Source organism: Cyanothece sp. BG0011, from assembly GCF_003013815.1.
Lineage (GTDB): Bacteria > Cyanobacteriota > Cyanobacteriia > Cyanobacteriales > Microcystaceae > Crocosphaera.
Map to the genome: position 1 here is coordinate 34,179 of NZ_PRLH01000093.1, position 13,195 is coordinate 47,373.

A 13,195-nucleotide genomic window follows, 5' to 3' on the forward strand; every position below is an offset into this window, starting at 1 on the left:
GCTTACCTTTTAATTCTTTTTTTACCCATAATATTTTCCATCGGTAACAGTATTTTTAATTCAGTGTATTCGTTCTCTTTACTATCGATTAAAATTTGTCCTTGATGTCCTTGGACAATAATATCATGACTGATAGATAATCCTAATCCGGTTCCTTGTCCGGTGGGTTTAGTAGTAAAAAAGGGATTAAATACTTTATCAATAATGGTTTGAGGAATCCCTTTACCATTATCACGAATGATAATTTCTATCTCTTCAGCTTTAGCGGTTGTGGTTATGATTAATGTGGGAGTAAAGTTGGTCTGATGGGATTGACTTTTTTCGTGAACAGCATAACAAGCGTTATTAATTGCATTGAGAAAGACTCGACTAATATCTTGGGGAACGATATTAGTTTCTGGAATATTGTTATCATAATGGGTGTCAATTTTTATTTTAAAGGAAGGGTCTTTAACTCGCATCCCGTGATAAGCTAAATTGACTGATTCAGCTAATAAATTATTAATATGGGTTAGTTGTCTTTGTCCGGGTTTTCCTTTGGAGTGCATTAACATCCCATGGACAATTTTATCGGCCCGTTGTCCATGTTCATGAATTTTCTGAGAATTTTGTTTAATATCTTGTAAAATTTCTTCTATATATTCGATGGTTTCCTCATTTAATTTATCTTTTTGGGTGTCTATTTCTTCATATAATTCGTCTGTTAACTCGACACAAATTTCTGCAAAGTTATTGACAAAATTGAGGGGATTTTTGATTTCATGGGCAATTCCGGCGGTTAAAGCCCCAAGGGAAGCAAGTTTTTCTTGAGCAATAATTTGATTTTGTGTGGCTTTTAATTTGGCTAAGGTTACGTTTAATTGTTGATTTTTATCTTGTAATTCTTGGGTTCTTAGTTGAACTTTTTTCTCTAGGGTTTTGCTATAGTCTTCTAACTGTTCGTAGAGGCGAGAGTTTTCGATAGAAATCGCAGCCGAACTGGATAAAATTTTGACAATTTCGACTCTTTGTGGGGTAAATGCATCGGTGGTTAAATTGTTTTCTAAATAAATAATTCCGTTGAGTTTTCCTTGATTAATAATAGGGGTACAAAGAATTGATTTGGGTTGATTATTGATAATATAGGTGGTTTGAGTAAATTTGCCTTCTTGAGTCGCATCATTTAAAACAATACTTTCTTGGGTATGGGCGACATAATTAATAATAGGAATCGATAGTTTAATATCCTGGGAGGTTTCCTCAGAATGATGAATGGGAATGGATTGTAAGATAGTAAGATTTTCATCATCAATATTGCCTTCTGCTTCAATTAACCAATTATTATTATTTTCTAATAATAAAAATCCTCTTTGTGCGCCAGCATTTTCTATAATGGTTCTCATGAGTTTTTCTAATAAATTTTTTAAGATAATTTCACCAGAAATAACTTGAGAGGCTTTTAAAATGCTATTTAAATCTAATTCTTTGGCGAATCTTTTATCGGTTACTTTTGTATTTATTTTATTAGGAGAAATATTATCTTTTGAGAGTAAATAGGGATAGATTTCTTCGAGGTTTTTTACTTTGGAGATCGCCCCCCAAACGTTATAATAATAATGGGCATTTTGTAAATAGTAATAAGCTAAGTGGGTGTGTTCTTTTTGTAAATAAAATTTAGCGGCTAGTTCATAAGCGATGGCTTGTTCATGACTATAATCACTTTTTTCAAAGGCTTTAATGGCTTGATCATAATATTCTCTGGCGTTTTTCTCTTCACTTAAAACACGAGATAATTCTGCTTCAATTAAATAAAATTTGCCTAAATAATGTTGAGGATTATGACTAGATAAAAGTTTCATATTTTTCTGATGATGGGTTACTTTTTTAATAATATTCTGTTGTTCTTCATCAGATTTTCGGTCATAGATAGCTAAATGGGTTAAACAATAGTAAAACAGAAATTTTGGTGATCCTGCGGTTAACATTTCTCCTATGTATTTTTCCCCTTCTAAGGCATAGTCTAGAGCATTTTCTAACTCACCTAATAGATAACAAATCGTTGTTTTATGGGTATAAATATGAAATAAAGCCAGATTATAGTTAGCTTTTTTATACAAGGGAAGCATTTGATCTTCGTTAAATGCTTCACCCACTAAACGACAAGAAAATTCACACTCATTCTGCAAGTTAAGAACAAGTTGATAGTTCATTGCTAAAAAATACAGACTATTCTTGCTTTGCATTTTTTTAGCAGCTTCTATATATTTAATTAATTCATTGCTAACGTCATTTAATTCTTTTCCTGTGGCAAATAAATAATTACAATAGAGTTGAGCATTCCACATAGCATACTCAATATTACCAGTTTCTAATCCTTTTTCATAGCCTAACCGTAAAGGATGTAAAAGTTCTTTTATAGGTTCTTTCCAATGTCTAATTGATAAGATAACAATAAAAGAAGTTTGTGGTTCTAGTTGTTTTGCTTGAAGTTTTGATAATAGGGATAAAGCGAGTTTTCCAAATTCGTAACCCGCGTCAAAGTCTTTACTAATTTGACATAAAAGTTCACCATAAAAAGCATAGGAAACGCAAGCTTCAGGAGAGTTACCATAACTTAAACACAACTTAATTTGTTGAGTAACAATTAAGGTAAATAGTCGAGGACTTGCCAAAAATGCGGCCATACTCATACTGATTAAAATTCTTAAAGAAGCGATGGCCTTACTATCAGTTATCAGGGGTAAATTAACTAAATCTTGAATCACTTTGTCCTGCAATAAATACTTCGTTTCTTGCAGAGACTTTTCTACCTCTAAACTTGTCGGATTTTTGGGTATCTTTATTTCTAATAAATCTAAGGTTGATAATGATAAATCGATGGCTTCTAGTAGCTTATTTTGGGACGTATACGCTTTAATTTTAATTTCATAAGCTTTGACTTTATCGAGAAGAAAGGGACTATATTTGACAATGGTGATAATCAAAACTTCCATGATGTCAAACTGGCCAGTTAAATAGGCAGACTCCGCTGCTTCTAAGTGAAGTTCTAAAGAAAATTGATATTGAGTTGTCCAGAGTTTATCTTTTTCTAAGAGACTAATGGCAAATTGTAAATAATTTAAAGCAACTTCATAAGCTGCTGATGTTTTGGCTTTTTTTCCAGCAATTAAATTTAATCTCGCCAGTTGTTCATATTCTAAAGTATCATCAATCAGTTGATAACCAATATTAATTTGATTGACAATATCAAAGATTTTTTCTTCTTGTTTTGATTTGGCTGTATTATTTAATAGTATGTTTCCTATGGTTAAATGTATTTTTTCTTGTCTTTCTTTGGATAATAAAGAATAGGCGGCCTGTTGAACTCGGTCATGAGAAAATTTATAACTAATTTTTAATGAAGGGGGAATTTCTTGATCATCCTGATAGTTGTTAATTAATTTATATTGATTATTTAGGGGTAAAATAAATCCTTTTTCTAAGGCTTGTAATAGATTATTGGCTGTTTTAATTTGTGAATTATTACTAACTATACCCAAGGTAAATAAATCAAATTTACTCCCAATACAAGCCGCTATTTTTAAAATTTCTTGTATTTCTTTCGGTGTATTTTTAATATTATTTGCCATTAAATCAACAACATTGTCAGTAATTTGTAAGGCTTCTATTTCAGTTTCATTGTAATCCCATTGTTTTTTAAAATAATCAAATGCTAAAATTTTGTTTTGATAAAGAGAACTCAAAAACTCTTTAACAAAAAAAGGATTTCCGTTGGTTTTTTTCTTAACTAATTTAGCTAATTTTTTACGACTGATATCTTCTAGGTTAATGGCATCTTTAATTAATACTTCAATCTCAAAAATTTTTAAGTTATTAAGTAAAATGTCTTCCGTAATCACCCCTTGATTATGAATATCATTTAAGGTTAGTTTTAACGGATGGGCTAAATCAACTTCATTATCTCGATAAGCACCAATAATTAATAAAGATTGATCATCTAATGTGGTAATTAAAGACTGTATAAGTTGTAATGAAGCTGTATCTGACCATTGTAAATCATCTAGAAAAATAACTAAAGGATGCTGTTGTTTAGTAAAGACTTTCAAGAAGTTTTGAAACACTAAATTAAAGCGATTTTGTGCTGCTTTCGGTTCTAAGGGGATAACGGTTGGTTGGGGTCCAATAATTTGTTCAATTTCGGGGATAACATCAATAATAACTTGTCCATTAACCCCTAAAGCCATTAGTAATTTTTCACGCCATTGGCTAATCTTTTGGTCGGATTCAGTTAATAATTGATTGACCAATTCTTGACAAGCTTGTATAATAGCTGCATAGGGAATATTTCGTTGAAATTGTTCAAATTTTCCAGAAATAAAATACCCTTTTTTCTGAGTAACCGAGGGATAAATTTCACGAATTAAAACTGATTTACCAATCCCTGCATATCCAGACACTAATATCATAGCATTGTGTCCTTTGGTAACGGTATCGAAAGTATTGATTAAGGTCTGTATTTCCTTGTCTCTACCATAGAGTTTTTGAGGAATCTGAAACTTATCAGAGACATCATATTTCCCTAAGGAAAAGGGTTTAATTTGATTTTGTTCTTGTAATTGATGTAAACATTCTTGTAAATCAGCTTTAATTCCTGTGGCACTTTGATATCTTTCTTCAGGGGTTTTTGCCAACAGTTTCATAACAATATGTGAAATAATTGGAGGAATATTTATATTAATTTCATGGGGATAAACTGGTTTTTTTGCAATGTGGAAATGGATTAATTCTAAGGGATCTTCTGTAATAAAAGGAAGTTGCTTGGTTAGCATTTCGTAAAAGGTGACTCCGAGGGAATAAAAGTCGGTATGATAATCAATTTTACGGTTCATTCTTCCTGTTTGTTCAGGAGACATATAAGCTAATGTTCCCTCAATTAAATTAGGGTTAAATTCTTGGGTTGTTTCTAAAGCAAGTTGAGTAGAAATACCAAAATCTATTAATTTTATTTCTTGGGTTTGGGGATGGATAATAATATTGGTTGGATTAATATCTTTGTGAATAATATTATAATGATGAACAACTTCTAATCCTTCAACAATTTTGATAGCAATCTTTAAAAAACAGTCTAGCGTTAAGGTATTTTCTTTTAATAAACTGTCTAAAGCAATTCCACCAAAATCTTCTAAAACAATCACTAAAGTATTTTGATATTTATCTATTCCATAGCTTTTAATTATTCTTGGAGAATTTAGCTGACTGAGGATTTTATATTCTTGTTTAAACTGTGATAGGGTGATAGGATCTGGATAACTTTCTTGCAGAATTTTTAAGATAACAGGTTGCTGATCAATTTCTCTAATACCACGATAAATTAAAGAGTGAGAACTTTCATAGACTTTTTCTCTAATAAGACAATCATTAATAATCATATTCATAGTTTAGTGATCATGAATTTTCTAGAAACAATTTATCTAATTTAAAATAAACATTAATCAGTTTGTAGAAGCGTTAATAAGTCTGCTTCACTCAGTTGATTAATCCCTAGTTCTTGTGCTTTGATTAACTTAGATCCTGCATTTTCTCCCAGTAACAAATAATCTGTTTTTTTACTAATAGAACCGGTTACTTTGCCCCCGGCTTTTTCAATTAATGCTTTAGCCTCATTACGCTTTAAGCTGGGTAATGTGCCGGTAATAACGAAAGTTTTGCCGGATAAGGGAGTTGGGGAAGATTCAACAGTGGTTGTTTGAGGGGAACTTGTCTCTAATTGTAACCCAACTTTTTTTAATTGTTGGATTAAATTGACATTTTTTTCAATACTAAACCAGTCAATGATCGATTGGGCAATTTCTTCACCCACCCCATAAACAGAAGATAACGAAGCAAAAGAAGCTTGAGATAATTGATCAATACTCGGAAAATTTTTGGTTAATAAATTAGCCGTGACACTGCCCACATAACGAATGCCTAAACCATACAAAACCCGTGAAAACGGTTGTTGTTTGCTTTCTTCAATGGCATTAATTAACTTGTCGGCTGATTTGCTACCCATGCGTTCTAAATTGGCAATTTTTTCGGGGGTTAAATCATATAAATCAGCAATGGAATTGACCAACCCATTATCAATGAGTAAACCGACAATTTTTTCTCCCAACCCCCGAATATCGAGGGCATCCCGTGAGGCCCAATGAACTAAACTACCCCGTAAAATCGCCCCACAGGACAAATTCATACACCGCAAAACCGCTTCTTGTGGGGGACGAATGAGGGGGGAATGACATTCTGGACAGCGATCCGGCATTTCATAGGGTTCGGTGTTGGGGGGACGTAATTCTGGTAAGACACGAACCACTTCAGGAATAATCTCCCCTGCTTTGCGAATAATCACCGTATCTCCCACACGGATGTCCAGTTGGGCAATGCGATCGCCGTTGTGAAGGGTGGCTTTTTGTACGGTGGTTCCGGCTAAATGAACCGGTTCCATGACGGCCATGGGTGTCACGGCCCCGGTTCGTCCCACATTGACGATGATATCTTTAACCAGAGTCGGGGCCTCTTCGGCCGGATATTTTAAAGCGATCGCCCAACGGGGGAATTTTTGGGTAAACCCTAACGCTTTTTGCAACGAATAATCATTAATTTTGACCACTACCCCATCAGTCATATAAGGGAGGTCTTTTCTCTTAGTTTCCCACTGCTTAAAATAGTCGGCCACTTCATCAAGAGACTGGCATAATTGGCGATGAGGATTCACTAAAAAGCCACTATTTTCTAAATAGTTTAAAGACTGCCATTGACTCTTAATTTCTGTCTCTTCAAGATGTAAGGTATAAGCAAAAAATTGTAAGCGTCTTTGGTCAACAATTTTTGGATCTAACTGTCGTAACGTCCCGGCGGCTGCGTTACGAGGATTAGCAAATAAAGCCTCTCCCTTTTCTTCTCTTTGCTGATTAATGCGATCAAATTCATCTAGGGGTAAAAAAGCCTCTCCTCGAACTTCTACAATGGGGGGAGGATTATCTATATTTAATTTTAAAGGAATAGAACGAATGGTGCGAACATTTTGGGTAATCTCTTCTCCTGTGGTTCCGTCTCCTCTGGTTACACCTCGGATTAATAGGCCATTTTCATAGGTTAACGCTAGGGCTGATCCATCAATTTTCAATTCACACACATATTCAATTGAGTTAAAATCCTCGGCTTCATGATATCGTTGCCATCGGTTTTCCCACGCTTTCAACTCTTCTAAATTAAAAGCATTTTCTAAACTATAAAGGGGAATATTATGAGTAACCGAAACAAATTGAGAGGCGGGCTGATCACCGACTCTTTGGGTCGGACTATCTGGGGTAATTAACTGAGGATATTCTGTTTCTAAATTATCTAATTCTCGATATAATTGATCATAAACAGCATCCTCCATAATGGGATCATCAAGCACATAATAAGCATAATTGGCTTTTTGTAGTTGTTGACGAAGTTGGGTCACTCGTTGGTTAATTTCTGAGTTAATTGTCATTTTTTTTTCTCACTAATTTAGTTCAACTATTGTAACCAAGCTGTTAAATCTCTGTTGATCAAAGTTGCTAATTGAGTCATATCGTGGGCAAAATATTCTGTTAACGTCTTGCTTAAATTATCGTCAAGTTTGGGTTTTTCTTGTTTAATTTCTATCATTTTTGCTACTTTAGGATATTTTTTGGCTATTTTTTTAAATAAAATTGAATTGTTATCAATAAACTTATGTAATATATTTTTCTTTGAAATACGATAACTAACATTAACTTTTGAGTTAGTATTTGGTTCAAAATTCGGATCAATTCCCAAAAATAAAGCAGTTTCTTTCATTACTTTTAAAGGATCTTGACAAAAATCTTCGTATAAAAATATTTTCATCTGTTCAGGAGGAAAGTATTTAAAATATCTGGTTAATTGTTCGTAGTATAATCCGAAGGGAACATAACCAAATTCCCATGACTGTGACCCGAATAAACGAGATTCTATTTCCCAAATATCTTTGTCTATGGTTGTTAGGGAGCGGATTCCTTTTTGAACGTGCATTAGATAGTGAGAAAAGGCTCTTTCTTTGGGGTTTCGCAGAATAAATATGAGTTTCACTGTGGGAAGATTATCCCGTAGTCGCTGCGCTACCCAGGGACAGGATAGATAAGTGATTGAAGCTTCTCCAATGGCTGGATAATTTTCTGAACCTTCAAATAAGCGTTCATACTTATCTGGATCCTCGACAATAGGAAAGCGACGTTCAGATTCAGGAAGATTAAGGTTTTTCATATACTTTGGACCTTCAGGCCAATCTCTGACTATCCAATGGGTGGGTTCTTTTATCGGCGAACAAAATATCTGTGGATGTTGTTTCAACATTTTCCAAAAGGCCGAAGTTCCTGCTTTTTGTGCGCCAGCAACGATAAAGTTAGGTTGAGACATATTGATAGAAATTTAAAATCAAAACAAGAATGTGAGTATAGTTTATCCTACAAGGATCATTAAAGCCTATACTCTTACGAAATTAATAGTTTAATTTCATTGCTTTGTCATGGGTCTATATAACTCGAAAGTTGAATAACAAGTCTAATTAAATTATTATCAACTCGAAAAGCAGTACAATCAAATGTAAACTCTTATAATAACGGAGTTTTTTTGAAGAATAAATTCTTCTTTTTAAATGATATCTTGATGGCTATTATTCAGTTCCCATGCAGTCTCAAACCTTTACGATCTGTTAAGATATGCTATGATAACAATGTTTAAATTTTTTTACGTTGGTTAAGTAATTGATAGTTGGAAGTGATAGAAGAAAATGGCTGATAGTATTTCATTGAGTATCGATATAGATAGCATTATTATTTTTGCTGTTGTTACCCTAATCTTAATAACGGGTGGTATTGGCTTATTTTTGTTACCGAGAATTGTAGGAAACATTATTACCAATCTTTTCTCCAGTGAAGTCAAAATTATTTATGAGAAGATTATCCCCCCTTATCAAAACTGGTTAGGATTAATTGGGTTATTAACCATTACGGATCTGAGTTTATCAATTTTTTCCTTACCCAGTTGGCTAAAATTTCTAGAAATTCCTTTAAGTCTAGTCATCGTTTTTACGGTTATTTGGGTGGGTATACAAATTTGTCAAACCTTTTTTGATGACCATTTGTTACAACTGGCGATCGCCAATAGTAGTAAACTCAATAGTGAATTTATCATTATTGCTAAATATCTGACGAAAGCTGCTATTATTCTCATTGTTTTGTTCATCTTTGCAGAAACCCATGATATTAATGTTTTCGGGTTATTAGCTAGTTTAGGAATTGGGGGATTAGCAGTAGCTTTTGCAGCACAGAAAAGCCTAGAACAACTATTAGGGGGAATTGTTCTGTATTTAGATAAACCCTTCATTGCTGATGATTATATCGGCTTACCCGATGGCACTTTTGGCAGAGTAGAATCGGTGGGGTTAAGGTCAACAAAAATTAGAACCTCTGGGAAAGGAACCTTAATGATCGTGCCTAATAGTTCCTTAACCCAGATGAATATTGAGAACTACACCGGGGCTAAAAAAGTGGTTTCTCTGATTTATTTGACTTTTTATCGCTTAATTCCTAAAGACGAAGAGGCATTAATTCGTCAAGTCATATTAGACAGTACAAGCGACATTTTTGGCATTGACTCTCGCAGTACCGATGTTATTTTTAAAGAAATACCTATTAAGAATGGAAATGGCTTAGTAACTCAAGCCCAAATCAACTTTTTCATCTTAGGATCAGGACAAGTATCTATGGAGTTACGCCGTCAATTTTTAGAGATTGCTAATCAACAAATTACCTACCAATTAAAAGAATATGGAATCGGTTTTGATATAGAAGATAAAACCATTAACGTTGATTCACCCATTACTGTTTAATAATTATTGATCATGACAGTTATTATTGACTATTTCACCAATTTATTTCAATTTAATGAAGCAGCCCAAAAGGGGATGATTACCTTTGGCTTACAATTACTCATCTTTCTTGTTTTTGTCCTTTTATCCATACTAATTGGACGCTATACCCCTTTTTTAGCTAGGCTAATTATTCAACGATTTTCTCCTAAACAAGTTGCTAGTATTTATGAAAAATTAATTACTCCCATTGAAGACTTATTTCGCATTACAGGAACTTTAATTTTGGTTTCTATTTCTCTCAATTTTTTGGTTAGATATCCAGGAATTTATCGATTTCTAAACTTTTTTATTGATCTAGCGGTTATTAGTAGTTTTGCTTGGCTTTGTTCTCGACTTTTTCGTCAATTTGTGCGCTTTTATGGCATTGATTTAGTGAGAAAACTAGGTCGACAAGTTGACGAATTATTATTAGTGTTTGAAACCATTGCCAATGTCATTATTGGCTTTATTGCTGTTTTAGCCTTTGCCCAAAGTCAACAAGTGAACTTAGTGGGATTATTAGCCAGTTTAGGAATCGGGGGTTTAGCCATTGCCTTTGCGGCACAAAAAACCTTAGAACAACTATTAGGAACCTGCGTATTATATTTAGATCGTCCGTTTATTCCTGGGGAATATATACGGCTTCCTAGCGGTTTATTTGGCCGGGTTGAATCCATAGGCTTACGGTCAACAAAAATCCGTACAGCAGCCAAAAGTACCCTAATGATTGTCCCTAATTCTATCATGGCCAACCTAGAAATTGAGAACGTCACCCGTGGCAAAAAAGTCATGGTGTTACTTTATTTAGACTTTCTAAAACAGTTAGAAGACTCAGAACAAGCATTAGTTGAACAAGTGGTAAAAGAAAGTACCGACGCTTTATTTGGCATCGATCCTGGCAGTACCAAAATTTCTTTATTTGCCAAAGAAGGCAGTGACGGAATTCGTGCAAGGGTTACCTTTTTTATCCTAGGTTCCAGTGAAAATTCTATTGAATTAAGAAAACGGCTATTAGAATTAGCTAACGAAACCATTACCAGTAAACTGAGTAACTATGGTATTGAATTTACGGTGCAAGAACCGACAATTTATGTAGAATCTCCTGTTACTATTTAACTGGTGTGACTTAAGGAGTAAACATCTTGATAAACATTCGTTGTGGTGACGTTGAGTTTAAAGATATTGAAGCCATTATTTTTGATAAAGATGGCACCTTAGAAGATTCTAATAACTTTTTGAGAGAATTAAGTATTCGTCGGGCCCGTTTATTAGATGCTGAAATACCCGGTATTGGGGAACCTTTATTAATGGCCTTTGGTCTTCAAGATAATCAACTCGATCCCACCGGCTTAATGGCTGTCGGCAGTCGCCAAGAAAACTTAATTGCTGCGGCTGCTTACATTGCCGAAACCGGACGCAGTTGGTTTGAAGCCTTAGACATTGCTGAAAATGGCTTTAGGGAGGTTGATAAATATCTGAAAAAAGATCCCACCACATCCCCCTTATTTACAGGTAGTTTAGAGGTGTTAAAAAGCTTATCCGAAGCTGGATTAAAACTCGGAATTCTTTCGGCTGCCCCGACTCAAGACGTTCAACATTTTGTCCAAGAACACCAACTTTCTGATTATATTCAATTAATAATGGGAGGAGATCAAGGATTAAGTAAACCGAACCCCCAACTATTTATTAAAGCCTGTGAAATGCTTAAAACACCGCCAAATAGGACCCTTATGGTAGGAGACTCTCAAGGGGATATTTCCATGGCCAAACAAGCAGGAGTTGCAGGAACCATCGGTATTTGTTGGGGGAATCAGACAGTCAGTCATTTAGAGGAGGCTGATATTATTATTAATCAAATCGAAGCAATTCAATTAATAAAGTCATGAAAAACGATGGTCACATTTCCTAATTCGGATTTTAGGGTGTATGATCGGAGGTTAACAACAGCTTTAATCCGTATCGTTACTTAGAGAGGGTCAAAAACATTGTCTCGTCGTTATCTATTTACATCTGAATCTGTAACGGAAGGTCACCCCGATAAAGTTTGTGACCAAATCTCTGACACTATTATTGATACCCTACTCTACCACGATGATCAAAGTCGGGTAGCGGCCGAAGTAGTGGTCAACACAGGTTTAGTCTTGATTACTGGAGAAGTTACCTCCAAAGCGAATGTTAATTTTGTAGACCTTGCCCGCAAAAAAATTGCAGAAATTGGTTACACTGACGCTGATAATGGTTTTTCTGCCAATAGTTGTGCGGTTTTAGTCGCTTTAGACGAACAGTCCCCCGATATTGCCCAAGGGGTTACCCAGGCACAGGAACAACGTCAGGCACTTAGTGACGACGAATTAGACCAAATTGGTGCCGGCGATCAAGGGATTATGTTTGGTTATGCTTGCAACGAAACCCCCGAATTCATGCCTTTACCCATCAGTTTAGCCCATCGTTTCGCCCGTCGTTTGGCTGCGGTTCGTAAAACCGGTGATTTAAGCTATTTACGCCCCGATGGGAAAACCCAAGTCTCCATCGTTTATGAAGATGGTATTCCTGTGGGTATCGATACTATTCTCGTTTCTACACAACATGATGAAACCATCGGCTCGATTACCGATAATGATGCAGTTCAAGCTAAAATTAAATCTGACCTCTGGGATGCCGTCGTTATACCTGTTTTAGACAATATTGGTATTAAAGCGTCTCAAGAAACTCGTTTTTTAGTTAATCCTACGGGAAAATTCGTTATTGGTGGTCCTCAAGGGGATGCCGGGTTAACCGGTCGTAAGATTATTGTTGATACCTACGGTGGTTATTCTCGTCACGGTGGCGGGGCATTTTCAGGAAAAGATCCCACCAAAGTCGATCGTTCTGCTGCTTATGCTTGTCGCTACGTCGCTAAAAATATTGTGGCCGCTGGTTTAGCTGATAAGTGCGAAGTTCAACTTAGTTATGCCATTGGGGTTGCTCGTCCAGTTAGTATTTTAGTGGAAACCTTTGGCACTGGTAAAGTAGACGAAAACAAGTTACTTGATGCTGTAAAAGAACTCTTTGAATTACGCCCTGCCGGTATTATTCAGTCTCTTAACCTGCGTCAACTGCCTTCACAACGAGGGGGTCGTTTCTATCAAGATGTGGCTGCTTATGGACATTTTGGACGGAATGATCTCGATCTTCCTTGGGAAGCAACGGATAAAGCAGCCTTACTTAAAGAGGCTTTATTAAAAGTTGGCGTTTAATCTTAACTCGGTTACAACATTTAGGGGGAAAGGGGATAAC

The 13,195-nt window shown here is 35.2% G+C and carries 7 protein-coding genes; 4 read left to right on the forward strand and 3 right to left on the reverse strand.

What is annotated here, in order from left to right:
- Nucleotides 1-2: 2 nt before the first annotated feature.
- Genes C4E06_RS11395 through C4E06_RS11405 form a run of 3 tightly spaced genes read right to left on the reverse strand, consistent with a single transcriptional unit; the run spans nucleotide 3 to nucleotide 8,424 of the window.
- Nucleotides 3-5,414 (reverse strand): AAA family ATPase, encoded by a 5,412-nt coding sequence (locus tag C4E06_RS11395; RefSeq protein ID WP_198648556.1) that lies wholly within the window; start codon nucleotides 5,412-5,414, stop codon nucleotides 3-5.
- Nucleotides 5,415-5,467: 53 nt separating this feature from the next.
- Nucleotides 5,468-7,498: an NAD-dependent DNA ligase LigA gene (ligA, locus tag C4E06_RS11400; RefSeq protein WP_107668171.1), complete on the reverse strand. Its 2,031-nt coding sequence runs from the start codon at nucleotides 7,496-7,498 to the stop codon at nucleotides 5,468-5,470.
- Between the two features lie 26 nt (nucleotides 7,499-7,524).
- Entirely contained in the window at nucleotides 7,525-8,424 is a 900-nt protein-coding gene (locus C4E06_RS11405) for a sulfotransferase domain-containing protein (protein ID WP_107668172.1), read from the reverse strand.
- A 373-nt stretch (nucleotides 8,425-8,797) separates the two neighbouring features.
- Between C4E06_RS11405 and C4E06_RS11410 the strand changes: the two genes are divergently transcribed.
- The 4 genes from C4E06_RS11410 to metK all read left to right on the forward strand — a co-directional run bounded on the left by C4E06_RS11410 (nucleotide 8,798) and on the right by metK (nucleotide 13,155).
- On the forward strand, nucleotides 8,798-9,898 hold the full coding sequence (locus tag C4E06_RS11410; RefSeq protein WP_107668173.1) for a mechanosensitive ion channel family protein: 1,101 nt from the start codon (nucleotides 8,798-8,800) through the stop codon (nucleotides 9,896-9,898).
- Nucleotides 9,899-9,910: 12 nt separating this feature from the next.
- Entirely contained in the window at nucleotides 9,911-11,035 is a 1,125-nt protein-coding gene (locus tag C4E06_RS11415; protein WP_107668174.1) for a mechanosensitive ion channel domain-containing protein, read from the forward strand.
- Nucleotides 11,036-11,061: 26 nt separating this feature from the next.
- Nucleotides 11,062-11,805, forward strand: a complete 744-nt coding sequence (locus C4E06_RS11420; RefSeq protein WP_107668175.1) for an HAD family hydrolase — start codon at nucleotides 11,062-11,064, stop codon at nucleotides 11,803-11,805.
- A 99-nt stretch (nucleotides 11,806-11,904) separates the two neighbouring features.
- Nucleotides 11,905-13,155 carry a methionine adenosyltransferase gene (metK, locus tag C4E06_RS11425; protein ID WP_107668176.1) on the forward strand — a complete coding sequence of 417 codons (1,251 nt, stop codon included), beginning with the start codon at nucleotides 11,905-11,907 and terminating at the stop codon, nucleotides 13,153-13,155.
- Nucleotides 13,156-13,195 lie beyond the last annotated feature (40 nt).

Bases quoted from the DNA above. Each gene is read 5' to 3' on its own strand.
- C4E06_RS11395 (WP_198648556.1), bottom strand. From the start codon at position 5,414: ATGAATATGATTATTAATGATTGTCTTATTAGAGAAAAAGTCTATGAA.
- ligA (WP_107668171.1), bottom strand. From the start codon at position 7,498: ATGACAATTAACTCAGAAATTAACCAACGAGTGACCCAACTTCGTCAA.
- C4E06_RS11405 (WP_107668172.1), bottom strand. From the start codon at position 8,424: ATGTCTCAACCTAACTTTATCGTTGCTGGCGCACAAAAAGCAGGAACT.
- C4E06_RS11410 (WP_107668173.1), top strand. From the start codon at position 8,798: ATGGCTGATAGTATTTCATTGAGTATCGATATAGATAGCATTATTATT.
- C4E06_RS11415 (WP_107668174.1), top strand. From the start codon at position 9,911: ATGACAGTTATTATTGACTATTTCACCAATTTATTTCAATTTAATGAA.